Annotated in this window: 23 protein-coding genes and 1 pseudogene; 7 read left to right on the forward strand and 17 right to left on the reverse strand. The window is 52.3% G+C overall.

What is annotated here, in order from left to right; all coding sequences use genetic code 11:
- Positions 1-2: 2 nt before the first annotated feature.
- The gene (locus Kalk_RS08995; RefSeq protein WP_158643398.1) at positions 3-260 is read left to right on the forward strand and encodes a hypothetical protein; all 258 of its coding nucleotides are present in this window, start codon (positions 3-5) and stop codon (positions 258-260) included.
- On the opposite strand, the gene Kalk_RS09000 is transcribed toward Kalk_RS08995, so the two are convergent.
- The 5 genes from Kalk_RS09000 to Kalk_RS09020 form a co-directional block, all read right to left on the reverse strand.
- Positions 243-1,247 (reverse strand): LPP20 family lipoprotein, encoded by a 1,005-nt coding sequence (locus Kalk_RS09000; protein ID WP_101893916.1) that lies wholly within the window; start codon positions 1,245-1,247, stop codon positions 243-245. The two genes, Kalk_RS08995 and Kalk_RS09000, sit on opposite strands and share 18 nt — an antisense overlap.
- The gene (locus Kalk_RS09005; protein WP_101893917.1) at positions 1,237-2,613 is read right to left on the reverse strand and encodes a COG3014 family protein; all 1,377 of its coding nucleotides are present in this window, start codon (positions 2,611-2,613) and stop codon (positions 1,237-1,239) included. Before Kalk_RS09005 ends, Kalk_RS09000 begins: the two co-directional genes overlap by 11 nt.
- A 14-nt stretch (positions 2,614-2,627) precedes the next feature.
- Complete coding sequence (locus Kalk_RS09010; RefSeq protein ID WP_101893918.1) at positions 2,628-3,215, reverse strand: penicillin-binding protein activator LpoB; 588 nt, start codon at positions 3,213-3,215, stop codon at positions 2,628-2,630.
- Positions 3,212-3,763, reverse strand: coding sequence for a hypothetical protein (locus Kalk_RS09015; RefSeq protein WP_199768039.1), 552 nt, complete (start codon positions 3,761-3,763; stop codon positions 3,212-3,214). Before Kalk_RS09015 ends, Kalk_RS09010 begins: the two co-directional genes overlap by 4 nt.
- 160 nt (positions 3,764-3,923) lie before the next feature.
- Positions 3,924-4,646: an FKBP-type peptidyl-prolyl cis-trans isomerase gene (locus Kalk_RS09020; RefSeq protein WP_101893919.1), complete on the reverse strand. Its 723-nt coding sequence runs from the start codon at positions 4,644-4,646 to the stop codon at positions 3,924-3,926.
- Between the two features lie 294 nt (positions 4,647-4,940).
- On the opposite strand from Kalk_RS09020, the gene Kalk_RS21335 reads away from it, so the two are divergent.
- Entirely contained in the window at positions 4,941-5,915 is a 975-nt protein-coding gene (locus tag Kalk_RS21335) for a hypothetical protein (protein ID WP_199768040.1), read from the forward strand.
- A gap of 112 nt (positions 5,916-6,027) precedes the next feature.
- The gene (locus Kalk_RS09030; protein ID WP_101893920.1) at positions 6,028-7,932 is read left to right on the forward strand and encodes an ATP-binding cassette domain-containing protein; all 1,905 of its coding nucleotides are present in this window, start codon (positions 6,028-6,030) and stop codon (positions 7,930-7,932) included.
- Between the two features lie 14 nt (positions 7,933-7,946).
- Here Kalk_RS09030 and Kalk_RS09035 read toward each other — a convergent pair whose 3' ends face one another.
- A complete protein-coding gene (locus Kalk_RS09035) occupies positions 7,947-9,197 on the reverse strand; it encodes an HD-GYP domain-containing protein (RefSeq protein ID WP_101893921.1) in 1,251 nt (416 codons plus the stop codon).
- A gap of 273 nt (positions 9,198-9,470) precedes the next feature.
- Here Kalk_RS09035 and Kalk_RS09040 point away from each other — a divergent pair, with 273 nt between their 5' ends.
- Positions 9,471-10,691 (forward strand): MFS transporter, encoded by a 1,221-nt coding sequence (locus tag Kalk_RS09040; RefSeq protein WP_101893922.1) that lies wholly within the window; start codon positions 9,471-9,473, stop codon positions 10,689-10,691.
- Positions 10,692-10,712: 21 nt separating this feature from the next.
- On the opposite strand, the gene elbB is transcribed toward Kalk_RS09040, so the two are convergent.
- The 9 genes and pseudogenes from elbB to ectA all read right to left on the reverse strand — a co-directional run.
- Positions 10,713-11,369 (reverse strand): isoprenoid biosynthesis glyoxalase ElbB, encoded by a 657-nt coding sequence (gene elbB / locus Kalk_RS09045; RefSeq protein ID WP_101893923.1) that lies wholly within the window; start codon positions 11,367-11,369, stop codon positions 10,713-10,715.
- A gap of 39 nt (positions 11,370-11,408) precedes the next feature.
- Complete coding sequence (locus tag Kalk_RS09050) at positions 11,409-11,792, reverse strand: GFA family protein (RefSeq protein WP_101893924.1); 384 nt, start codon at positions 11,790-11,792, stop codon at positions 11,409-11,411.
- 80 nt (positions 11,793-11,872) lie between these two features.
- Positions 11,873-12,082: a cold-shock protein gene (locus Kalk_RS09055; protein ID WP_101893925.1), complete on the reverse strand. Its 210-nt coding sequence runs from the start codon at positions 12,080-12,082 to the stop codon at positions 11,873-11,875.
- Positions 12,083-12,359: 277 nt separating this feature from the next.
- Entirely contained in the window at positions 12,360-12,668 is a 309-nt protein-coding gene (locus Kalk_RS09060; RefSeq protein WP_101893926.1) for a TFIIB-type zinc ribbon-containing protein, read from the reverse strand.
- Positions 12,669-12,768: 100 nt separating this feature from the next.
- Complete coding sequence (locus tag Kalk_RS09065; RefSeq protein ID WP_158643399.1) at positions 12,769-13,650, reverse strand: TPR end-of-group domain-containing protein; 882 nt, start codon at positions 13,648-13,650, stop codon at positions 12,769-12,771.
- The gene (locus Kalk_RS09070) at positions 13,635-15,074 is read right to left on the reverse strand and encodes an aspartate kinase (RefSeq protein WP_101893927.1); all 1,440 of its coding nucleotides are present in this window, start codon (positions 15,072-15,074) and stop codon (positions 13,635-13,637) included. Before Kalk_RS09070 ends, Kalk_RS09065 begins: the two co-directional genes overlap by 16 nt.
- A gap of 50 nt (positions 15,075-15,124) precedes the next feature.
- Positions 15,125-15,526: an ectoine synthase gene (locus tag Kalk_RS09075; RefSeq protein WP_101893928.1), complete on the reverse strand. Its 402-nt coding sequence runs from the start codon at positions 15,524-15,526 to the stop codon at positions 15,125-15,127.
- A gap of 11 nt (positions 15,527-15,537) precedes the next feature.
- Positions 15,538-16,842 carry a diaminobutyrate--2-oxoglutarate transaminase gene (gene ectB / locus Kalk_RS09080; protein WP_199768073.1) on the reverse strand — a complete coding sequence of 435 codons (1,305 nt, stop codon included), beginning with the start codon at positions 16,840-16,842 and terminating at the stop codon, positions 15,538-15,540.
- 87 nt (positions 16,843-16,929) lie between these two features.
- Positions 16,930-17,412 (reverse strand): annotated as a pseudogene (gene ectA / locus Kalk_RS21340) (diaminobutyrate acetyltransferase); the annotation flags it as partial.
- 278 nt (positions 17,413-17,690) lie between these two features.
- Here ectA and Kalk_RS09085 point away from each other — a divergent pair.
- Positions 17,691-18,197: a MarR family winged helix-turn-helix transcriptional regulator gene (locus tag Kalk_RS09085; RefSeq protein WP_101893930.1), complete on the forward strand. Its 507-nt coding sequence runs from the start codon at positions 17,691-17,693 to the stop codon at positions 18,195-18,197.
- 11 nt (positions 18,198-18,208) lie between these two features.
- Here Kalk_RS09085 and Kalk_RS09090 read toward each other — a convergent pair whose 3' ends face one another.
- Complete coding sequence (locus tag Kalk_RS09090) at positions 18,209-19,666, reverse strand: dihydrolipoyl dehydrogenase family protein (RefSeq protein WP_324774635.1); 1,458 nt, start codon at positions 19,664-19,666, stop codon at positions 18,209-18,211.
- Entirely contained in the window at positions 19,663-20,346 is a 684-nt protein-coding gene (locus tag Kalk_RS21675) for a TVP38/TMEM64 family protein (RefSeq protein ID WP_324774637.1), read from the reverse strand. The genes Kalk_RS09090 and Kalk_RS21675 overlap by 4 nt, the downstream gene beginning before the upstream one ends.
- A gap of 109 nt (positions 20,347-20,455) precedes the next feature.
- Between Kalk_RS21675 and hemB the strand changes: the two genes are divergently transcribed.
- Together hemB and ppk1 are read left to right on the forward strand one after the other, a co-directional pair.
- Complete coding sequence (gene hemB / locus Kalk_RS09095; protein ID WP_101893931.1) at positions 20,456-21,469, forward strand: porphobilinogen synthase; 1,014 nt, start codon at positions 20,456-20,458, stop codon at positions 21,467-21,469.
- 23 nt (positions 21,470-21,492) lie between these two features.
- Entirely contained in the window at positions 21,493-23,631 is a 2,139-nt protein-coding gene (gene ppk1, locus Kalk_RS09100) for a polyphosphate kinase 1 (protein WP_101893932.1), read from the forward strand.
- Positions 23,632-23,698 lie beyond the last annotated feature (67 nt).

The raw sequence follows: 23,698 nt of genomic DNA on the forward strand, positions 1-23,698 counted from the left end.
ACATGAACAGAATAGTAGCCCAAATTTTACTGGCCGTGGCAACGATATGCGGCTCTGGCTGCCAGACCTACCCAATATTGCCAGATCTGAAAGGTAATGCCGCCATTGTGCTTGGTTTTACCACCGACAGCGCCCAGCCCTACGAAGGTGGCACGCTGCAATCGGACATCGATGAGTACAAGTCACAATGCATACTGAGGTACATTGAAAAGCCACAGCAAGTATCAGGTGGCCACCACGTTCTAGTCGGTCGACAATAGCTCGTATACGTATCCGGGCAAACGGCCGTTAATCTCATCCCGCAGCCGCTGGGGCAGCAGATTCGCCTCCGTGGAAGACACTTTTACCGGCCAGCGTTGTTTCGCCAGAACCTTGCTGCCATCTTTAAACACTAATTCGTATGAACCTCGCAGCCAAAACCAGGCCTGCTTCTGCTCCACTGGGGCCACATCCAGACTGCCCATTAAAATCAGATTAGATTGGTCTGACACCGGCACCCCAAGGGTTGCCAATGCCTGCTGGATCTCGGCCTGAATAGAGGGGTCTTCCGCCTGCACCTGCACCTTGAGAGCCGCCAATCCATTACGAATCAGGGCTTCCACGGAAGCCGTGTCGTATTGGCCTTTGATCCCCTTACCATCGGCCACAATCATAAGATTCTGGTTAAGTTGGTCGCGCTGCATCTGGGCGCTACGGGCACGCTTTAAAGCGCTCAGCGCCGCCACCGGGCTATCGGCCTTGCTGCTGGCATATTCAACCAGCTCATTTACCTCACGATCCAGGGAGCCAATAGACTGCCGAAACCGACTGGCGGCAGGCTGCTTAGCCAATATCGCCAGCGCGCTAACCCGCCCCTGCTCAGATTGCCAGTATTCAACCACCTGAGCCCCGCTCAAGACCTGGCGTGCTTCGGTTGTTACGGTGCGGGTGATTTGCTGCTCGTTGGTCACACTGCTTTGGCCACCGGCACTGCTCACCTGGGCACTGCTGAAATCCATACTGGCATCCTGCACTGCAACCTCAAAGATTTTGGCCAGGTTAGCCGTCGCCCGATCGGCGGCCGTGTTGCGATCATCCGCTGACCCGACAGCAGTGAGATGGCTGCTGGCCGGGTACGCTGATTCCGGCTGATCAACCCAGTCAGGTTGACCACCACCGCTGCTGCACGCCGCCAAACCAACCATTGTGGCTGCCATTAAAACGCTTTTAAGACTTTGGATTACTGATTGATCAAGATTAATGGGCATCTGTCTCTCCTTGTTGAGCAGTCTCCACAGTGGCTTCCGCCTGCAATTCCGGTTCTGCCGCCGCCGTAGTCGAGGTTGTAGTCGGCACCACTGGCGGGGTGGGTGGCGGCAGTTCGGGATAGGCAAAGGTCTGATCCGTCAGACTGGTGGCAAATACCAACGCCAGTGGTCGCGTGCTGAATTCACTCAAACCGGGCAGAGTTAGCGCTTTCTCAGCCAACTGTACCGGCTGCTGCACCGGTGCCTTGATCCGCGCCACCTGCACACTGGCGGGCAACATATTCCAACTACGGACATCCGCCTGCTCTGATACTACCGTAGCGATATTCATCAAAACACCACTAAAGTCGTTCTTGCTCTGGGCTTCCTGCACCACCTTGTATTTGGCCACGGCCCGCACCGTTGCAGCAGCAAGAATCTTGGCATGGTCTGCCTCCAAGTCCTCACGGGCGCGGGTTTCCAGATTCTCGATAATGCCACTACGCTGGCGTTTTTCAGCTACCAGCGTCAAAGCACGGGGCTGGTAATAAGACGGTAAATATCGCGGCATCACTACGCTGACAACGGTATCGACACTGCCGTCATACACAGAAAGACGGGATTCGGTCTTACTGCTCACCACACCATCTAAATACACCAAAATCCACTCGCCTTCGCCCGCGCCAGGCAACTCAGCCTCTCGACCAAACCGGTTGCTGAATTCTTTGTACTCTTTGTCAAAGCCCTGGCGCTGGGTGAGGTTAAGCAGGCTGATCTGCAGCGCTTCAGGTATAGGCTCCCTCCGATCGGACATGATCTGATAAGCCCGACGGTAGCTGATCAACGCATCATCCCATTCCCGGTTTAGCTCATAAATCACACCGGACAGAAAGCGGGCGCTGGCTAATTGGCCCAGAGTGCTGTCGTCCTGGCTTTCCTGCTTCATGGTGATGTTGGCTTGCAACATTTCCACACGGGCACCGTCCAGATCACCACTCATCAAATAACCCAACGCCAACATCACATGCACCAACACCTGATCGGTGGGAGTTCCGTCATAGGTGCGCAAAGTCTCGTTGGTGGTGAGGGCGGCAAAGTTTTCTGTGATGCTCACCGCCTGCATGGAAGACATAATGCCCTTGGCTTCTTCCAAGTCTTTACGGCTGCCACTCCAGTCGCCCAGATACAGTTTCAAGACACCGGTATTCAGCAGATACTGAGCGCGATCCCGCCCAGAGGGATTAATCTTTTCAAGACGGGATAAAGTAGCCTGCGGCCCCGCAACCGCCAGACCCGCTGCAGCCTGATTCACTTGCCAGGAACTGCAGCCCTGCAACAGCAACAGGGCGCTGCACAACAGTGTCAGCGCCAGCCGTGAAATGGACATAGGCAAAGGCTGAATCAATAACGCAGTTTGGCGTTTTTAACGTATTTTTTGATCTTCTTCTGGCCCAACCAGACTTTACGGTTATCCGCCATGCTGATCAGGGTCAGATCCACCTGATAATAACGCACCTGCTCTTTACCCTCGGCGTCAATGATGGTGTTGATCTGGCCTTTCAGCATGAAGTCGGCACCCAGTTCCTGCCCGGCAGCATTGCGGGTACCTTCACTGGCATTCAAATCCTGATCAATGCGTTCATCACGGATCTCGCCACGATCGTCTCGGGATGCCACAAAATCCACACGACCTGAGTTCACCAGAGCACGCTCCATGTCCGCTACAAACGTCTGCACATTAATGTGTTCGTGGCTCAGGTTGCGCACTGTACCCACAATCACCGCCGGACGCTTGCCGGTACGGCCACTGAAATCCCCAATCCAAGGGCGGGACAATACATCGGCGATCATCTCTTCGGCCACCAGACGGGAATCCGTATCGTTCCAAGCACCGCTCAAATCAATGGTTGAATCCGCCGACACCCGCTCAACCGAGGTGGCACAAGCGGAAAGAAAAACAACTGAGAATACGAGAATCCAATGCTTCATTTCTGGGCATCCTTCATAAATCGGTCAAAGTTAGCGTTCGCATTTTTCTGATAGAAATCTTTAAAGTTCTGATTCAGCTTGCCAGCCGTGGTAATGGCATCATCCAAGGCCTTCATATCCATCTCGGCAAATGAGTAGATATTACCGCTGTTCTTATCCTTCCAGCGGCCTTTGATTTTTGCTCCATGCAGCAAGGTCTGCGTGCTGCTGTTAAGGCTTTGCTCAATACTGCTGGTGGCCGTATCACCGGTGCTGGCAGCATAGTCGGTCAGGGTATGATCAACGTAGGTGGACACCATGCGCGCTACTTCGGCCCGCGCACGCGTATCGGCGGTGGAGGTTTGCAGGGATTCATCATTCAACGGCGGCGCGAACGCTACACCGTAAACGAAGCGCCCGTCATCATTATCCACAGCCTGAGTCCCCTCATTAACCCAGTCCGGGGCACCTCTAATGCCCAAATCGCTTTCAATGGTGGGGGAACTGCTGCAGGCGGCCATCACAGATAAAGCCAACAACACCCATAGTCCATGCAGATATCGCGTCATTGCTATGCTCCTATGTCGAATCCTTGTTGTTATAACCGATTAAGCTTAAACGATTCCTGAACGCTTATCGAATAGGAATCACAAATGGGTAAAAAGGCGAACAAAAAAAAGGGCATTTGCTCACGCAAACACCCTTTTAAGTCGTTTCTACCTGACTTGGTTAGTCGACTTTTTCTACACCCAGCAACTCAACCTCAAACACCAGCACCTGATTCGGGCCAATTTTGGGGCCAGCGCCACGGGCGCCGTATGCCAGATCAGAAGGAATAACCAGCTTCCACTTGTCACCCACTTTCATCAGCTGCAGCGCTTCCGTCCAGCCTTTGATCACGCCATTCACCGGGAAAGAGATCGCTTCACCACGCTCAACGGAGCTATCGAACACTGTGCCATCTGGCAGCGTGCCATGATAGTGCACGTTCACTTTGTCGTTCGCGTCAGGCGTTTCGCCCTCGCCTTTAGTGATCACTTCATACTGCAGACCGCTTTCAGTCACAGTAACACCTTCACGGGCCTTGTTTTCAGCCAGGAAAGTCTCACCACTGGATTTGTTCACTTCCAGAGCTTTGCTCTGAGCTTCCTGCTGCTCTTTCACTTTGCGCGCCTGCAGCGCGTTCATGGCAGCAACCATTTCTTCCTGACTCATTTGAGAGTCACGACCGTTAAAGCCATCTTCGAAGCCCTGATAGAATGCTTTAACATCCAACTCCTTCAGATCACGCCCCATGCCTTCGCCAAAACGCTGGCCAATTGCATAGCTGGCTTTCTGGTCTTCGCTCTGCAAAGGCGCAGATTCCGGTTTAGCGGCGGCGTCACTGCCCGCTTCACCCTTACAAGCCACCAGAGCAGCCAGGGCCGTGGCCACAATTACGTACTTTTTCATGTTTTCTCCTGTCTTAAATGGATACCCGGGAATCCGCTGAATGCGTATCGAAAAACAGGGCCAAACAGCCCAGAGGATTTCACAACAACCCCCCCACTTCCTCACCGGATTATTTTGTTATTTGGTCGGGGACGATCCCGATGGTAACAGAAAGCCCTAATATCGGAACCATTCACCGGAAAAATTTTGCGTTCTAATGTGCATGTGCTATCACAAGAAAGGTAGATATTGTTTAAACAACACGTATAATTGCACGCGAATGCGTCACCAAATCACGGCTGAGGAACTCTGATTATGGCAGCAAAGAAAACCACGGCGAAAGCAGCCGCCGCAAAAACGAAAAAAGATCCGGTGGCTGAACTGTCCGCCCAAATAGCTAAACTTGAACAGCAACTGGAAGTGGCCCGTAAAAAAGCGGTGATGAATGCAGCCAAGGCAAGCGCTACGGCAAAGAAAGCCGTAGACAAAGCCCAAGCTGCCGCGAAGAAAGCCTCTGCCAAAACCGCAGCATCCGCCAACGCCAAACTGACCGAAGCAAAAGCAGCTCTGGCAGCAGCCAAATCTTCTGAAGCAGCAACCAAGAAAGAAGTTGCAGATGCCGCCAAAGTGAAGAAAGCCGCGGCAGCCGTTCAGAAGCAATTGGCAGCAGAAGCGAAAGCCGTTGCCAAAATTGCAGCGGACAAAGCCAAGGCGCAAGCCAAAAAAGAAGCCGAAGCCAAGAAGAAAGCGGCTGCCAAAGCCAAGGTAGCCGCCAAAAAGGCTGCAGTTGCCAAAAAGGCAGCCGCTAAAAAGGCCGCCACCAAGAAAGCGCCAGCGAAGAAGGCAGCGGTAAAGAAAGCCACTGCTAAAAAAGCGCCAGCAAAAAAGACCGCAGCCAAAAAGGCCCCCGCCAAGAAAGCCGCTGCCGTTAAGAAGGCCGCTCCAGCCAAAAAAGTCGCAGTTAAAAAAGCAGCCGCGAAGAAGGCTCCAGCCAAAAAAGCGCCTGTGAAAAAAGCCGTGGCTAAAAAGCCAGCCCCAAAAGCACCTGCTCCAAAAGCTGTAGCCAAGCCTGTTGCCAAAGCTCCTGCAGCAAAACCAGCAGCCAAGCCTGCAGCACCTAAGGCTGAAGCGCCAAAAGCAGTGGCCAAGCCCGCCGCACCCAAGCCGGTTGCACCAAAACCTGCAGAGCCTGAAGCCCCAAAGGCTGAGGAAAAGCCCTTCGAACTGAAGCCAGTTGAAGCGCCTACTGCTCCGGATCGCAGCATATTTGATCCACAGAAAGACGCCTAATAAGATTAATCTTTCATAGGCTTAGAAAGGGCTGCATCCTCATCGGATCAGCCCTTTTTTCATGCCTGCGAATTGGGTATGCTGCCCTCCCCGTATCTCAGTCGGCAAAACTATGATCCAGCTTCAATCCGTTTCCCTCTATCGCGGCAACAAATGCTTGCTCAACGATGCCACATTTACAGCCTTTCCTGGCTGGCACATCGCACTGGTTGGGCACAACGGCTGCGGCAAATCATCGCTGTTCACCCTATTAAGAGGGGAAGTGGGCCCAGATGCAGGCAATGTGCAGCTGGCCTCCGGCAGCCGTATTGCACATATGGCGCAAGAGGTTGAGGCACTGGATCGTACGGCAATCGATTATGTGATGGATGGTGACAAACAACTGCGTACCCTGCAGGCCAAACTGGTTCAGGCAGAGGCGGAGAATGATGCGCACGCCATCGCCGAGTGGCACCAAAAGCTGGATGATATCGACGCCTACACCGCAGAGTCTCGCGCGGCAAAATTACTCAGCGGCCTGGGTTTCAATCAATCCCAGTTTCAATCCACCGTAAAATCCTTCTCCGGCGGCTGGCGTGTACGCCTGAACCTGGCCCAGACCCTGATGTGCCCCTCCGACATTATGCTGCTGGATGAACCCACCAACCACTTGGACCTGGATGCCATCCTGTGGCTGGAAGATTGGCTCAAAGCCTATCCAGGCACACTTATACTCATATCCCACGATAGGGAATTCATCGATGAAGTAACCCAGCACGTACTGCATATCGAGCATCAACGGCTGAACTACTACAGTGGCAACTACTCCAGTTTCGAAATCCAGCGCGCCGCCCGCCTGTCCAATCAGCAGTCTGCGTTCGAAAAGCAGCAGCGCGAAATCGCACACCTGCAATCCTTTATCACCCGTTTCAAGGCCAAGGCCACCAAAGCCAAGCAGGCTCAAAGCCGGGTAAAAGCACTGGAACGCATGGAGAAAATCGCGCCTGCACATATCGATTCCCCCTTCCATTTTACCATTCCCGCTGCCAGTAAAATGTCTGACCCGTTACTGGATATAAGAGAAGGCGAGCTTGGTTACGCTGGCAATGCCGTATTGCACAAGGTTGCGCTGCAATTAGGGCCATCCTCCCGCATCGGCTTGATTGGCCCCAACGGTGCCGGTAAGTCCACCCTGATTAAGACATTGGCAGACAGCCTCGAAATGGTATCAGGCAGCAAAAACCTGGGTGAGCATACCCAGATCGGCTACTTCGCCCAACACCAGCTGGACCAACTGGATGCGGAGGCCACACCATTCATTACCTTGCAGCGCCAGGCCCCCAGCACCGATGAGCTGACTCTGCGCAAATATCTGGGCAGCTTCGGTTTTCATGGCGACGCCGTACATGACAGCATCGCCCGCTTTTCCGGAGGAGAGAAAGCCCGCCTTGCCCTGGCTCTGATCATATGGCACAAGCCCAATCTGCTGTTGCTGGATGAGCCCACTAACCACCTCGACCTGGAGATGCGTCTTGCTCTGACCCTTGCTCTACAGGAATACGAAGGCGGCCTGGTGCTGGTTTCCCACGATCGCCACTTGTTACGGGCCAGTACCGACGATCTGTATCTGGTTGCTCACCATCGAGTGGAGCCCTTTAGCGGTGACCTGGATGACTATGCAAAATGGCTAATGGAGTACCGTCAGGCCGAGCTGACCGGCTCCCCTGTCAGCGGCGCAGCCCAAGATGATAAAAAGGACAAAAAAGCCGAACGCCAGAAAGCAGCCGAGTTACGCAATCAACTGCGGCCGCTCAAGAACCGCATCAATAAGCTGGAACAGACGATGGCGGAGCTTGAGAAGGATAAAATCCAAGTTGAAATGGAACTGAGCTCCGACACTATCTATGAAAGCCAAAACAAAGAGTCGCTAACAGAGTTGCTGAAACGGCAAGGCAACATTGCATCACGATTGGAAGAAATTGAAATGGAATGGCTGGAGGCATCCGAAGAGCTACAGAACCTGGAACAAATGCCCTAAAACCTCGCCCTCAATCAACGGAACTTATTAGCCTCACCAAGGTTAATATTAGCGGCGGTGAACGCGGACAAATCAATCCCATAAGAGCCATCCATCAGCACCGTTTTGATTCGGTGCTGAGTCTCTGCCTGAGACTCCCGCTGAGCCTTGAGATCCACGATACGCTGCTGCATCGGCTGTTTGTTTTCATCCAGCAACAACGCCACTTTAGGCAACAACCGGTTTTCCGGATTCACCGAAAGCACTATACCTACCTCACCGGCGACCATCTCCACCAATGCTCCAGGTGGATATATCCCGATGCACTCTATAAATTTGACCACCAATTTGGGATCAAACTGACTGCCACTGTTTTCATATAGAATCTTCAACGCAGTAGCGGAGGTGTTTCCCTTGCTATAGCAACGCTGACTGGTGATGGCATCGTAAGCATCAACAATAGTCACGACTTTGGTATAGAAGTTCAGCGTATTAGCATTCAAGCCCAAAGGATAACCTTGACCATCCTGCCGTTCATGATGGTTATAGGCGGCAGAAATCACCTCGTTGGGCAATGACGCATCTTTTACCAATATATCGCGCCCATGCACCACGTGCAGCTTCATGTGCTCAAATTCTTCCCGCGTAAGACGTTCGGGCTTATTAAGAATCTCTTGATCCACCTTCATTTTGCCGACGTCATGCAGCATTCCACACAGCCCCAGTAGCTCCATATGCTTGCGCCCGACACCAACATGACGCCCCAGCGCGATCGCCAGAATCCCCACATTAAGACAGTGTTCCGCCGTGTACTTATCCACGCTTTTGATGCGGGTCAGCCACATCATTGCAGAAGGATTACGCTCAATGGAGTTCACACATTCCCGAATATGGCGCCTGATTTCCTCTGTCTGAATCGTTTCTTCGTTGTACGCAGAGTGAAGAATACGCTCCACCTCACCATAGCTGCGATGATAGTGAGTATTCGCCTGCTTAATTTCGTCTTCCACCGGGGTGGTGATCGCGTACTGGAGGGGCTTGGTTCGGCCCACCATTGCCGAGCGTGCATCAACATTAACGCGACCGGATTTGAGCACGTCGATGTACACGTACTCACAGATGTTTTTGAGCGCGGTGAGGTCATCCTGGTCATGCACGGGAAACCCCTGGAAGACAAAGGGCGTATCCAGCCACGGCCTATCCAGCTCCGACACATGCATGCCGAGCCTCAGCTGATCTGTTGGTACTTTAACGGTCTCCCGAGTACGGGTCTTTTTCTTAGTCATGGGTCAAAAATTTCATCTACTGCCTAAATCTAACTTTAGCCCAGGAAATCCATTTCGCCCTTAATCACCAACAAAAACCGGGTCTATGACCAGACCGCCAAACCAACTACAAAATCAAAATAAAGCTATAATTATCATATATTTAAAACCAAAGCCTGCCAACAAACACAGATCAGCTCGCTTTTCACAGGGATAATTTTGGCGATTTTCGTCATACTCCCATTCCGCCCTGCAACATAGAATGACCAATCAGACATAAAAGTAAGCCGACCCATGCCCCAGCTCCGACTCGTTCAGTTCATTCTCCTGTTTTGCATCATCAGCATCGGCATGGGGCAATTCATCGTATTCGCGGTGTTGGCTCCCCTGATTCGCAGTGTCGGACTGCAGGAGATTCATGGGGGCTTGATCATCTCACTGTCTTCCATTGTGTTTGCACTGAGTAGCGGTGTTTGGGGACGAGTCAGCAGTGTCCAGGGGCGGCGCAAAGTCATGCTGATTGGTTTGTGTGGCTACACGTTTGGCACACTTCTGTTCTCTGGCGCATTCTATCTGGGGCTGGAGGGCTGGATGCAAGGTACGTTGCTGTTCGTGGCGCTGTCCATTGCCCGCATGCTGCAATCCACCTTAATGGGTGCAACAACCCCTGCGGCAACCGCCTACATGGCGGATATAACGACGCCAGAACAACGCGTTAAAGGCATGGGCCTGCTGGGGTCGGGACACAGTCTGGGTACGATACTGGGCCCGGCTGTCGCCGCTCCACTGATTCTGCTGCACTTACTGGCACCCTTGCTGGCAGCCAGCGCCATTACCCTGTTGGCCGCCGCTGTGGTCTGGAAACTGCTGCCAAGACACGTCATCGCTGAACCGACCAAAGCCGTACATGTGGGCAGGGAAATTCTCAGCACCTTGCGTTCCTACTTTGATCCCCGCTACTCAGCCACGTTACTGATCGGGGTGCTGATGTTTCTGGGCTACGCCATGTGCCAGCAAACCGTAGGATATCTGGTACAGGATCGACTGCAAATATCGGCAGAAGCAACCGCCACCATAGTGGCGCACGCCTTTATCTACTCCGCCGTGTTTGCTCTCACGGCGCAACTGATTGTGGTGGCCAGACTGAAACTGGCCCCTACAAGATTGCTGTTTCTCGGCTTACCTTTGATGCTGGCAGGGTACCTGACATTGATGGCATTGCAGTCTGAGCGCGAGGCTCTGATCGCGTTTTCCTTCATCGGCTTTGGTTTCGGTTTGGCGTTGCCAGGCTTCTCTGCTTCTGCGTCGCTGTCTGTCCCGGCGGAGGAGCAAGGGGCAGTGGCCGGGGTTATCGCCGGCGCACCGGCCCTGGGCTTTATCCTTGGGCCGACAATAGGGGCTGTGCTGTATGAATTCAATACGATGGCGCCCTACGGGGCCGCAGCCCTGTTGAACGCCATCCTGGCGTTAGCAGTGCTGCGGCGCGGCTTTAAAAAGCACAATGCAAAAGAGTAAAACCAATCTTATATTCGTACCTCAGGCTCGCGCCAACACTGCCTCCACCAGCTTACCAATACCGACCGCTGCCTGACTGATGCGAATATCCAGCATGTACGCTGGCGTCGTCACCAATTTGCGCTCCTCATCAATGCACACTTCGTCCACAGCACAGGGGACATGATTGGCCCCCATGGCCATTACGGCTTTGGCTGCATCATCTTCGCTACTGCCTAAAGTGCATGCCACCCCCTCACCAAACAGTTTTGGTGCCAGAGCCGGAGCGATGCACACCAACCCTACAGGCTTGCTCTGCTTGTGTATGCCTTGTACAAACCTCACCAGATCTGCGTTGATGGTCATGTCGGTACCATCCACCGCAAACGATGACAGGTTCTTGGCTACCCCAAAACCACCAGGCACGATCACAGCGTCATAGTCATTCGGGTTCGCCTCCGCCAGATCCACAATATTACCGCGGCACAAACGCGCAGCTTCCACCATAACATTGCGGGTTTCCTGCATTTCCTGACCGGTAATATGATTCAAAACGTGCATCTGATTCACGTTAGGAGCCATACATTGATACTCCACACCCGCCTCATCCAGACGCAACTGCACCAGTGTTGCCTCATAAACTTCAGCACCATCGAACACACCGCAACCAGACAATATCACTGCTACTTTTTTGCTCATATTCAGCCTCCACTTCGATTCGTTAAACACCACAACAGCTTACGATTCCTGACTTAAATGCGCCACCTTGTGAGCGTGCTGCTCCCAGTTCTGCCCATCAAACGGCTCGATGGTAAGCTGCGGCGGACGCGTATCCAGGCAACGTACATTCACATCCACCCCGTCAGGATTGGATCGGGGTATATAAAATGACTTTACACCGCAGGTCTTACAGAACGAATGCTTGGCCACACCGGTATTGAAGGTATAGGTGGTCAGATTATCTTCACCGCTGAGCAGCTGAAACTTCGATTTGGGCAGAATCAAATGCAAGTAGCCCGACTTGGAGCAAATCGAACAATTGCAATCCGCACATTCAATATGCTCAGGTGCTTCTATAAGAAATCGTACCGCGCCACAATGACAACCACCCTGATATTGCATTAACAACCCTCCTTTGCAGAATTAAAAGCAAAAAAAAGGGCAGACCCGAAGGGCTGCCCTTTTTCACAATCCAATCGAAATTAGATTGCTACGATATTCTCGGCTTGAGGACCTTTCTGGCCCTGAGTCACAGTGAACTCAACCTGCTGGCCTTCAGCCAGAGTTTTGAATCCAGAGCTCTGAATAGCGCTGAAATGTGCGAACACATCAGGGCCAGACTCTTGCTCGATGAAACCAAAACCTTTAGATTCGTTGAACCACTTAACGGTGCCTTTTACTTTGTTTGACATGATAAAATCCTGAAATTTAAAAAAATATTCGCCTCTAAGAAGCGACGGGTAGCACGGAAAACTAGACTTAAATTTAGAAACTGCAGGACGAGTATTACAAGTAAGACAACGAAATGTAGGATTCAAAAATCAGGCTTTCTTTCTAGCTGCAAGTTAGAGTATAGAGAGAACTTGCGATTGTCCAGTGATATTTACGAATTTTCTATCCCTGTGTGCTTCTTGTTCAAAATCACCAAAAAAGCCTTATATTTGAACAAGAAAGCACCAAAACGCATGCTCAGTCAGAGTTCAAATAATGGAGAATCGTGCTTCTGTTGGGGCTCGCTTTCAACCAAACCGCCACCTCTTGTGCCCGCTCCGCCTCTGAATTGCCCACCACATTCTGCAAACGCTTGAAACGCTGCTGCTCGGTCACATCCTTTCTTACCCGCTTCTGCCACTGATCAGTGAACACAGAAGGAAGCATTTTGGCCAGATCAAGGGATTTGAGCAGCGTCCATTCACCCCCGTCAAGCCAAGCTTCATCACACGACCCACACAGATCTATGCGGTTATCCTGATTGCCGGTGATCAGATACTTGGTCATCAGACGGGCACACTTGGGGCAGGTCAGTGCACTTTTGGTATCACCGGCAACAGGCTCCCCTCGCCCGGCGACAATCCAGAATATCCTACACGGATAAGGTTCAGCCAATCAACTGGCGAAAGGCTTCAAAATCACGCAGCTTATCCAGCGCTGGATCGGTAATCATTTCAACTCGGTAGGAGTCACTCACCTGCAGGGCGCTCTGCAAGAAGCGCACGGCTTCCTCTTTCTGGTTCAGCGCGGCATAAGCGCATGCCAGCTGATAAAACGCATGGCCATTATTGGGATCAATCACCAATGCCTGGTGACACAAGTTGGCCGCCCATTGGGGCTCATTCAGCTCCAGTACTGCGTCTGCCTTATAGGTCAACGCTTCAACATCATCAGGATGCAATTTCAATATCTGATCATAAATTACAATTTTGCTACTGGGGCCATTATCTTGCTGAGCACGCAACCAAAGCGCTTGAATTTCGCGAGTCAGCTCTATCTCTTCCCGGTTTTCTTCAATGTGCCGGGTTTTCAGATTCAATTGAGATTCAATGCTGCGCAGGCGCTCCTCATATTCAGCCACCAACTTGGATATTTCATCGTCGGCGACCGTATGCACCCGTTCTTTTATCTCTCGCAACGATGACCAGCCCACCAAAACCAGAACCGAGGTGGCTCCGGCAATCAGATAGAAAAAATAGGTCACGGTGTTAGTTGAATACGACACAGCGCGATCGATAGCAGAATGTTCTCTGTCCAGCATCTGCTGGGTCAGCTGAACTCTCTGGTTCGCCATATCAATGCGCAACTGTTTCAAATCATCCAGCACATAGCGCTCAACAAACGGGTTGTAGAGCGGCTTATCCAGCTGCTCAATATGCTCGCGACTCTTTTCTTCACGCTCTGTATCAGCGGTGTCGGTTTCTGCCGCTGCCAAACCAGGCAGCAACATGCAGCACAAGACAACCCAAAAGCCTAGCTGGCGAGACATATCGCTCTCCCGTGGTCGTGCACCTCAACCAAACAGCTATGTAAACTGCGAACAGCGTTTTCGTAATCCTCTTCGTCGATCACAAACTGCATATCCACCTGGCGCAGGGATTGGTGCATCGCCAACACGTTGATGTTCTGATCCGCCAAGGCGCACACCGCACTCGCCAACATGCCAGACTGTTTCATATCACTCCCAAACGCCGACACAATCGCAACCTTCTGCTGATTGATTTCAGCATCTGGGAACACACTCTCCAGCTCCCGCCGGATGCGCTTAATCTCTTTCAAGCTGGCTGACAAGTAATGGGTAATGGTATTGGCATTGATGTCCTTGGACACGATCTGCACTCGAAAACGTCTGATCATCGCGAGGATCTCACGATCATAGTGGGTTAAATTGCCCGCCATATCCTGATCGAATAATTCCAACGCATAGATGCCACGACAACCTGCGATAATTTCCACACGAGGTGCATCGCTGATGTAGTCACAGGTGATCAGGGTACCGTTATGCTCGGGCTCAAAGGTGTTTTTTACCCTTAATGGAATGTTGTTCTTGCGCATCCCTTTGGCAGCATTGGGATGAATGGCCTCCATACCCAAATTGCCCAGCTGATCCGCTACATCATAGTTGGTACGGCCGATAGGTACTGCGTTAGCCTCCCCTACAATTTTAGGATCAGCGCTGCTTAGATGAAACTCTTTATGAATAATCGCTTCGCGTGCCTCGGTGAGAACAGCGATACGACTGAAGGTCATCTCGCTATACCCTCGATCAAAGGTCGACATTAAACCCTCTTCGCTGTGGGCATAGCCGGTAACAATGGGCAGTTCGCAACTTAGATCCACATCTAACAGTGACTGCCTAATTCGATCATCCAGGGACAGGTAATGTTTTGACCGCCACCCAGTCAAATCGACAAAACGGGCGTTCACACCATCCTGCTTCAGCAGTTCGGCTGTATTCCAAGCGCTGTGGGCTTCACCGATGCTTGAGAGCATTTCTCGTACTGTTGCCAGGTGTGACTCGAGAGCAAAGTGGCCATGCCGACACAGCCGCTGTAAATCACTGAGGCACTGCTCAGCCTCATCCAGTCGCTCTTGTATAAACTGATCGGCACGTTCCAGGGCTTCATGCTTGAACAAAGAGTCATTAATACGACGCATTTGGTCAGCAACTTTGCCCAAGGCCAATTGCCAACTATCGTCGTTCACGGTATTGGCGAACAATGCAAACACGCCCGGTTCGCCTGTTTTCTTGTGCTCCAGCAACGCATTGGTAATACCACTGTAAGCTGATACAACCAAAATGCGCTGGTACAACGAGTTCGCTGCAGACGGCCCGCGCACAATATTGTCGCGCACAGCCGCATAGTCACTCATTGAGGTGCCGCCTACTTTTTCGACGGTATGTTGATTCATAGATTCATTCTCTGGGAGTTAAAAGCACTATAGCAGTGCACTTAGAAAGCTCAAGCAATCGTTTCTGCTTCCAGCTCGTAGGCACCTTCAGCGTTGTGCACTTCTTTTCCGTTCAGCGGAGGATTAAACACGCAGGCCATGGTCATTTCTTTAAATGCACGCAGCACATGCTTGTCGTGCTTATCCAGCACATACAGGGTGCCAGGTTCAATCGGATAGACCTTGCCATCATCCAAGGTTTCAACTTCGCCTTTACCACTGACACAGTAAACCGATTCCAAATGATTCTGATAATGCATCTGGAAATCAGCGCCTTCATAAATAGTGGTTATATGAAATGAAAAGCCCATGCCGTCATCTTTAAGCAGCATCCGTGTGCTCTCCCAATTGCCATCAGGAGACACAATACGGCGGGCGCTTTCCTTCGCTTCATTTAAGTTACGAACTATCATTACGCCCTCCTTCAGGAAGCTTTTTTGGCTTCAAAATATACAATTTCTTCGGGGATGGAATCCTCTTTGGCACAGACTTCACGGATAGCCTGCTCAACGATGTCGATGCCTCGCTTCAGGCTTTCATCACTGATAATCAACGGGCAAAGGAACTTCACTACCTGATCATCTGCGCCGCTGGTCTCGATTATCAGGCCCTTGGCAAAGCAGCTCTGGGTAATTTTACTGGCCAGCTCTCCATTTACACAGCTGATGCCCTGGAACATGCCGCGGCCTCGCGCGGTGAAGTTTCCTTCGCCATATTGATCAACAATACTTTCGAGGCGCTGCTCGATATAACGGCCTTTACGCTTTATCTCCTTGCTGAAGCTGTCATCGCTCCAGTAGGTATCAATGGCCGCTTTTGCGGTAACAAAGGCCATGTTGTTGCCGCGGAATGTACCGTTGTGCTCACCTGGACGCCACAAATCCAAATCCGGGCGTATCAGTACAACCGCAAAAGGCAGCCCGTATCCACTTAAAGATTTGGACAGGGTGACGATATCAGGGTAGATGCCTGCCTCTTCAAAACTGAAGAAGCTACCAGTTCTGCCGCAGCCTGCCTGAATATCATCGATTATCAACAATACTTCATGCTTTTTGCAGACAGTGTCCAACTGGCGCAGCCACTCCATACTGGCTACGTTAATGCCACCCTCGCCCTGAACCGTTTCAACGATCACCGCGGCAGGCTTGTCGATACCACTGCTGGAATCACACAGAACCTTGTCCAGATATTCTGTGGTATCTATGTTCTCACCTAAATATTGATCATAGGGCATACGGCTGGTGCCTGGCAGGCTCACCCCTGCGGCTCCCCGGTGGTGGGAGTTTCCGGTGGCTGAAAGCGACCCCAGGCTCACGCCATGAAAGCCATTGGTAAACGAGACAATGTTCTCACGACCGGTCACATTGCGCGCCAGTTTCAATGCCGCTTCTACCGCATTGGTGCCCGTTGGCCCGGTGAACTGAACCATGTAATCCAGATCGCGAGGCTTAAGAATTTTTTCGTTAAAGGCTTCCAGAAACTCACCTTTTGCCTTGGTATGCAAATCCAAACCGTGGCTAATACTGTCGGCGCTGATGTAATCCAGCAGCTTGCCTTTGAATTTATCGTTGTTATGGCCGTAGTTCAACGTGCCTGCTCCAGCCAGGAAGTCCAGATACTCGTTGCCTTCCAGATCATACAAAAACTCGGCTTTCGCGCGGTTGAAAACTCGGGGAAAGGCTCGAGCGTAGCTTTGCACTTCAGATTCAATTTCTTCAAATATTTTCATTTTCTTCCTCGGGTGAGATACAGATATAGAGGCTAACTTCACAGGTTCAGGGTATTTCCTGTCGCTGCTGTGTCTAAATGGGCCGATGGTGACCAAATGCTCAGTTGCGTGCTGGCCATCAAAATGGTTTACCTCATCAAACATCGGTTTGTGCGTCAGTGCGCCTTTGAGCTCCCCGGCGATGCTTTCAAACAGGGCCCAGGATGCGGCGTTTGATTGGGTAATGGTGGTTTGGATAGAGGTGATAGTCCGGTTGCCTTGGCGCTCCAGAAGATTACGCAGCATGCGTTTTGCCAAGCCCTGGCCGCGGGCAGCAGAGCCTACGGCTACCTGCCATACAAATAAAACCTCTGGGTTCTCGGGCAGTCTGTAGCCAGAAATAAAGCCCACCACCTGGTTTCCGGCCTCGGCGATGACGCTCGTCGAGGCGAAATGTGCGCATTGCAGCAAATTGCAGTAGGTGGAATTTTGATCAAGTGGCGGACATTGGGCGATCAGGTTAAAAACTCGGCTTCCATCCTCAGACACAGGCGGACGCAAGCTTATTGACAAGCTATCACTATCAATCATTGGGAATCTATATCACCTACATTTAGTCATCTAAACACTTTTAAATCTCGCAAACCGTACAAACTGGAGTGTTTATGCATATAATGCTACAAATTGACCCAAATGTTGGGCACCCCGCACGATTTTGTGCATAGTACACTAAATATTAATCAAAGCCAAAAATGATCTCAAAACGTCTGCGAACATTGGCATTGGTTGCTTTATAATCGCCGAAAGGCTTGATTCCACGGATTAGACCCTGGAGATCCGTGGCGCAACACATACAGAGGTGTGACAATTTGAACCCAGTTGATGAAGTTTTGGTGGCTTTACGCAGAGTGATCCGTGCCACCGATTTGCATTCCAAATACCTGGCCAAAACAACTGGGCTTACCGCGCCACAAATTCTATTGTTGCGGGCAATACGGGATAAGGGACGTGTCACCATTGGCGAACTGGCCAACGACATTACGCTGAGCCAGGCAACGGTTACCACCATTCTTGATCGGTTAGAGGCGCGGGGATTAGCGGTACGAGAACGCTCAACAGAAGATAAGCGCAAGGTACATGCGGCCTTGACGGACAGTGGCAAAGCCGTGATAGCGCAAGCCCCCATGCCATTGCAGGAGCAATTTACGCAGCAATTCAGCGCTTTGCAGGAATGGGAGCAAATGATGATCGTGTCATCGTTGCAGCGTGTCGCCACCATGATGGACGCACAACTTATCGATGCGTCGCCGGTGTTGGATATCGGCCAACTCGACCGCAGAAACACAGCCGGTACCGACCGACACCCTCTGGAATGACGGTGTATTAGCTAGCGCCGCCAGTTATGGCATTTCTCAACCCAACGTAGCAGCCAGTCTGGCTTGTGGGCCCGCTTCCATTCCCCGGCGGCGTATTTATTGGCTTCGTTCATCGTGGGGTAGATGTGTATGGTGCCCAATATCTGATTCATACCCAACCCATGTTTCATGGCCAGAACATACTCGGCAATCAAATCACCCGCATGCTGACCAACGATAGTGACACCCAAAATCGTGTCCTTGCCGGGCTTGGTCAGTACTTTAACGAAGCCATACGCCTCTTCATCGGTGATGGCACGATCCAGATCGTCAATCCCATAGCAGGTCACTTCGTAGGGGATGTTCTTGTCCTTGGCGTCTATTTCATTCAGCCCGACCCGCGCCACTTCCGGCTGGGTAAAGGTTGCCCACGGAATCACCGAATAATCGGCTTTGAACTTTTTCAGGTGCCCGAACAGACCGTTTACGGACGCATACCAGGCCTGATGAGCTGCGGTGTGGGTAAACTGGTAGGGGCCAGCCACATCACCACACGCCAGTATGTGTTTATAGTTGGGCACTCGCAGCCAGGGGTCTGTTTTAATGGTGCGATTGGGGTTTAAGGCTATACCAAGCTCCTCCAGCCCCAGGCTGTCCGTATTGGCGGTTCGACCCACGGCCACCAAGATTTCATCGCAATGTACGGCTACCCGCTTGCCTTTATGTTCACAGATGACGACTTTGTCGCGGGCATAGCGATCTACCCCCACTACCTTATGGTTGGTGAGTACGGTGATGCCTTCATGGGCGAAATTGGCCGTCACCAGAGCCGAGACCTCTTCATCTTCTCGAATCATAATGCGGGGCAGCATTTCTATCTGTGTTACTTCCACACCAAGGCGACTGAAGGCCTGGGATAGCTCGCAACCGATGGGGCCGCCACCTAACACCGCCAGGCGCTTGGGTTTTTGTCTCAAATCCCACACGGTATCGGAGGTTAGGAAGCCAGTATTGGCCAGACCAGGAATGGGCGGAATGGCCGGACGCGCGCCGGTGGCAATTACGATGCTGCGGGCAGTCAGGGTTTGGCCGTTTACTTCCACCTCCCACGGGCTTTTCAAGCGCGCATACCCTTGTATGCATTCCACCCCCAGGCTGGTATAACGCTCAACCGAGTCATGGGGCTCTATGGCGCGGATGTTGCGCTGCACCTTTTCCATAACCTCAGCAAAGTCGAACTCCATTTCCACCGGCCGCAGGCCGAATTCACGGGCTCGAGTCATTTCATGCAGCACGCCCGCCGTTCGCAGCAGGCTCTTACTGGGCACACAGCCGGTATTGAGGCAGTCCCCGCCCATGCGGTGACCCTCAATCAGAGTCACTTTGGCCTTTACCGCCGCCGCGATATAGGAGGTCACCAGCCCGGCTGCCCCGGCACCTATGACGATCATATTGCGGTCGAATGATTTGGGTTTCTTGAATTCGCTCATGCTGTGCGCCGCGCCCTGATACTGCTGATTATTTTTTTCGCTGCCAGTGGCAGCAACCCTAATGCTACAAACGAGAGAATCAACTCAAGGGACAGTATGCCTTGCATGGATTCCAATTGGCTAAGCTGGGTGCCCGCATTCACATACACCACCGTGCCAGCCAGCATGCCGATCTGACTGATCCAGTAGAAATGCCATACCTTGATGGGGGTCAGCGCCATCACAATATTAATCAGGAAGAATGGAAACGCAGGGATAAGGCGCAGACTGAACAGGTAGAAGCCACCTTCCGCCTCAATGCCGTTGTTGATGGTTTTCAGCTGCTCCGCAAAGCGCTGCTGCACCCAATCGCGGGCGATGTAACGGGCAATCACAAAGGCCAGGGTGGCACCGATGGTGCTGGCAAACGAAACCAGGATGGTGCCATACACCACGCCAAACAAGGCCCCGGCTGCCAGGGTCATGACCGCTGCGCCAGGCAGAGACAGCGCGGTCACCAAAACATAAACGGCAAAAAACACCAGCGCCACCGTAAGGGGGTTATCCTGCAATGCCTGCTGCCAGGCAGCCTGTTGTGATTGAATGTAATAAAAGGAGAAATACTGGTTAAGATCGAACACAAACCAGGCACCAATGACAACGCTCGTCAGCACCACAAGAATTAACACTTTCTTTAGCATAAAGCCCTCTGTTATCGCCATGCCCACCAGTAAAGATGGCGGACGCACTCTGACGAACTTTCAATAAAACGGTATGATACAGACTCACCAGATGTGAAAAGGTTACTACATGACAGGCAAAACTCTAAACCGAGGCCCATTTCCCGCCACTCGCATGCGCCGTATGCGTCGACAGGATTTCAGCCGTCGCCTGATGCGGGAGACGATCCTAACCCCTTCCGACCTGATTTACCCCATGTTTGTGCTGGAAGGTAAGGGTCAACGGGAATCGATTGCCTCCATGCCTGGCGTCGAACGGGTGTCCCTGGACCTGCTACAGCAAGAGGCCAAGCACCTCAGCAGCTTGGGTGTACCCGCTATAGCCATCTTTCCGGTTACCGAGCAGGATAAGAAAACCCTGGATGCCAAAGAAGCCTACAACCCCAATGGCTTGGCTCAGCGTGCCATCAAGGCCATTAAAGATGCGGCTCCGGAGATGGGCGTGATCACCGATGTGGCTCTGGACCCTTTCACCACCCACGGTCAGGACGGCATTATCGATGCCGAAGGCTATGTGCTGAACGACCGCACCGTAGAAACCCTGATCAAACAGGCCCAATCCCACGCCGAGGCCGGTGCCGATGTGGTAGCCCCTTCGGACATGATGGACGGCCGAATCGGAGCGATTCGTCAGCAATTAGAGGCTGCCGGTCATATTAATGTCTGTATTTTGGCCTATTCTGCTAAGTATGCCTCCAGTTATTACGGCCCGTTTCGAGATGCAGTGGGCTCCGCCTCCAATCTGAAAGGCGGCAACAAGTTCACCTATCAAATGGACCCGGCCAATCGCCAGGAAGCGCTTCATGAGGTGGCTTTGGACTTACAGGAAGGCGCAGACATGATCATGATCAAGCCCGGCATGCCCTATCTGGACATCGTGCGGGAAGTGAAAGACCAGTTTGGTGCCCCCACCTTTGTCTACCAGGTGAGCGGCGAGTACGCCATGCACATGGCGGCTTTTCAAAATGGCTGGCTGGATCAAGAAGCTGTCACACTGGAGTCATTAAACTGTATTAAAAGAGCAGGTGCTGATGGCATTCTCACCTACTTTGCAAAATACGCGGCAGAACGACTGAATAGCTGAACGACTATGGCCACAAAAACACTATGACCACAAAACAGACTGCACCCATACCAGACACCAGCCAAGCGGCTAACGAAAGCGCCGAACCGGTCGAGAACACCATCGACCTGAACGACAGCGCCTATTACACCAACCGCTACATCAGCCTGCTGGAATTTAACCTGCGAGTACTGGCCCAGGCGGAAGACACCACCCTGCCGTTAATGGAGCGGCTCAAGTTTCTGTTGATTTTCAGCAGCAATATGGACGAATTCTTTGAAGTGCGTCTGGCCGGTCTGCAGCGGGACATCGCCTTTAATCAGGCACGCCCGGAGTCCGATGGTTTGCACCCGAAAGAGGTGCTGAAGATCATCAGCGACAAGTGTCATGCGGCTATTGAGCGCCAATACAGCCTGCTCAATGATGAACTATTACCCCTGCTGGCACAGGAAAACATCCACTTTATCGCCCGCGACAGCTGGACCGCGCCTCAAGTACAGTGGATCAAGCACTACTTTCGCCAACAGGTGGCACCGGTGCTCACCCCCATCGGCCTGGATCTGGCGCACCCGTTTCCCCGCCTGGTGAACAAAAGCCTCAACTTTCTGGTGACCCTGGAAGGCAACGACGCCTTCGGCCGCCAGCTGGGCCTGGCCGTGGTACCTGCCCCCAAATCCCTACCCCGGATCATCCGCATGCCGGATGAGGTATGCGAAAGCGGCGATAACTTTATCTTTTTGTCATCCATCATTCACTACCATGCCGGCTACCTGTTCCCCGGCATGAAATCCACCGGTTGCTATCAGTTCCGACTGACCCGCAACTCCGATTTGTTTGTGGATGAAGAGAAAGTAGAGGATCTCTCCACCGCTTTGCGGGGTGAACTGTATTCACGCCGCTATGGTGAAGAAGTACGGCTTGAAGTGGCGGACAACATGCCCGATGAGCTAATCGATTTTCTGCTCAACAAATTTGGCCTGGACGATACGCAAATCTACAAGGTCAATGGCCCGGTTAACCTCACCCGCATGATGTCAGTGCTGGACGTGGCCAAGCCGCACCACGAATTTCCATCCTTCAAACCCAAATTGCCCAGCGACCTGCAGCGCAGTGATCGCATGTTTGCTGCCATCAACAGTGGCGACATTCTGCTGAACCATCCCTACGAATCATTCCAACCGGTGATCTATTTTCTGCGCCAGGCCTCGCGCGATCCTGATGTGGTGGCCATCAAGCAAACGCTGTACCGCACCGGCACCAACTCAGAAATTCTGGATTTACTGGTAGAGGCGGCCCGTAATGGCAAAGAAGTCACCGCCATTGTCGAGTTACGCGCCCGCTTTGATGAAGAAAGCAACCTTGAAATCGCCGCGCGCCTGCAGGAGGCCGGGGTGGTGGTTGTGTACGGCATCGTGGGCCACAAAACCCACGCCAAAATGATGCTGGTGGTGCGCCGAGAAGGCGCCAAGCTGAAACGGTATGTACATCTGGGAACCGGCAACTATCACGCTGGCAATGCGCGCCTGTATTCCGATTACAGCCTGCTGACCTGTAACGAGGAATTGGCAGAAGATACCCATAAGATATTTCAGGAACTCACCGGCATGGGCAAACCGGCAACCCTGAAACACCTGTATCACTCCCCGTTCACCCTGCAACAGGAACTGCTGGTACAACATATACGCCAGGAACGGGATAACGCACTCAATGGCCTGCCCGCCAAAATCATCTTCAAGTGCAACTCATTTACCGATCAGGAAGTCATACAGGAACTCTATCGCGCCTCCCAGGCTGGGGTAGAAATCAAACTGATCATACGCGGCATCTGTTGCCTGCGCCCCGGCATACCCGGTGTATCGGACAACATCGAAGTCCGCTCGGTGGTGGGGCGCTTCCTTGAACACACACGGGTCTATTATTTCCACCGTAACGGCGAATACTCGCTGTACTGCGCCAGCGCCGACCTAATGGAACGCAACCTGTATCGCCGAGTGGAAATCAGCTTCCCGATACTGGACGAGAAACTGCGTGCTCGCGCCTACAAAGAAGGCCTGGAAATTTATCTGAAGGATAATTATCAGGCCTGGATCATGAACACCGATGGCAGCTATACGCGGCTGGAACCCAAAGAGGGCGAAGAACGCCTGTCCGCTCAAGCCTATCTGGTTGAAAAGCTGAGCTAAGCCATCCGGCAGCGATCGATAACCCAAGGGCGGCCAGCTTACCACTGATCGCCCTTTTTATTACCGG

Origin of the sequence: Ketobacter alkanivorans, assembly GCF_002863865.1 — a bacterium.
Classification (GTDB): Bacteria; Pseudomonadota; Gammaproteobacteria; order Pseudomonadales; family Ketobacteraceae; genus Ketobacter; species Ketobacter alkanivorans.

Bases quoted from the DNA above. Each gene is read 5' to 3' on its own strand.
- Kalk_RS09035 (WP_101893921.1), bottom strand. From the start codon at position 9,197: ATGACTAAGAAAAAGACCCGTACTCGGGAGACCGTTAAAGTACCAACA.
- Kalk_RS09020 (WP_101893919.1), bottom strand. From the start codon at position 4,646: ATGAAAAAGTACGTAATTGTGGCCACGGCCCTGGCTGCTCTGGTGGCT.
- Kalk_RS08995 (WP_158643398.1), top strand. From the start codon at position 3: ATGAACAGAATAGTAGCCCAAATTTTACTGGCCGTGGCAACGATATGC.
- Kalk_RS09065 (WP_158643399.1), bottom strand. From the start codon at position 13,650: ATGTCTCGCCAGCTAGGCTTTTGGGTTGTCTTGTGCTGCATGTTGCTG.
- Kalk_RS09055 (WP_101893925.1), bottom strand. From the start codon at position 12,082: ATGTCAAACAAAGTAAAAGGCACCGTTAAGTGGTTCAACGAATCTAAA.
- hemB (WP_101893931.1), top strand. From the start codon at position 20,456: ATGACAGGCAAAACTCTAAACCGAGGCCCATTTCCCGCCACTCGCATG.
- ppk1 (WP_101893932.1), top strand. From the start codon at position 21,493: ATGACCACAAAACAGACTGCACCCATACCAGACACCAGCCAAGCGGCT.
- Kalk_RS09015 (WP_199768039.1), bottom strand. From the start codon at position 3,763: ATGACGCGATATCTGCATGGACTATGGGTGTTGTTGGCTTTATCTGTG.
- Kalk_RS09010 (WP_101893918.1), bottom strand. From the start codon at position 3,215: ATGAAGCATTGGATTCTCGTATTCTCAGTTGTTTTTCTTTCCGCTTGT.
- Kalk_RS09040 (WP_101893922.1), top strand. From the start codon at position 9,471: ATGCCCCAGCTCCGACTCGTTCAGTTCATTCTCCTGTTTTGCATCATC.
- Kalk_RS09005 (WP_101893917.1), bottom strand. From the start codon at position 2,613: ATGTCCATTTCACGGCTGGCGCTGACACTGTTGTGCAGCGCCCTGTTG.
- Kalk_RS09050 (WP_101893924.1), bottom strand. From the start codon at position 11,792: ATGCAATATCAGGGTGGTTGTCATTGTGGCGCGGTACGATTTCTTATA.
- ectB (WP_199768073.1), bottom strand. From the start codon at position 16,842: ATGAAAATATTTGAAGAAATTGAATCTGAAGTGCAAAGCTACGCTCGA.
- Kalk_RS09075 (WP_101893928.1), bottom strand. From the start codon at position 15,526: ATGATAGTTCGTAACTTAAATGAAGCGAAGGAAAGCGCCCGCCGTATT.
- Kalk_RS09070 (WP_101893927.1), bottom strand. From the start codon at position 15,074: ATGAATCAACATACCGTCGAAAAAGTAGGCGGCACCTCAATGAGTGAC.
- Kalk_RS09090 (WP_324774635.1), bottom strand. From the start codon at position 19,666: ATGAGCGAATTCAAGAAACCCAAATCATTCGACCGCAATATGATCGTC.
- Kalk_RS09000 (WP_101893916.1), bottom strand. From the start codon at position 1,247: ATGCCCATTAATCTTGATCAATCAGTAATCCAAAGTCTTAAAAGCGTT.
- Kalk_RS09030 (WP_101893920.1), top strand. From the start codon at position 6,028: ATGATCCAGCTTCAATCCGTTTCCCTCTATCGCGGCAACAAATGCTTG.
- Kalk_RS21335 (WP_199768040.1), top strand. From the start codon at position 4,941: ATGGCAGCAAAGAAAACCACGGCGAAAGCAGCCGCCGCAAAAACGAAA.
- Kalk_RS21675 (WP_324774637.1), bottom strand. From the start codon at position 20,346: ATGCTAAAGAAAGTGTTAATTCTTGTGGTGCTGACGAGCGTTGTCATT.
- Kalk_RS09060 (WP_101893926.1), bottom strand. From the start codon at position 12,668: ATGACCAAGTATCTGATCACCGGCAATCAGGATAACCGCATAGATCTG.
- elbB (WP_101893923.1), bottom strand. From the start codon at position 11,369: ATGAGCAAAAAAGTAGCAGTGATATTGTCTGGTTGCGGTGTGTTCGAT.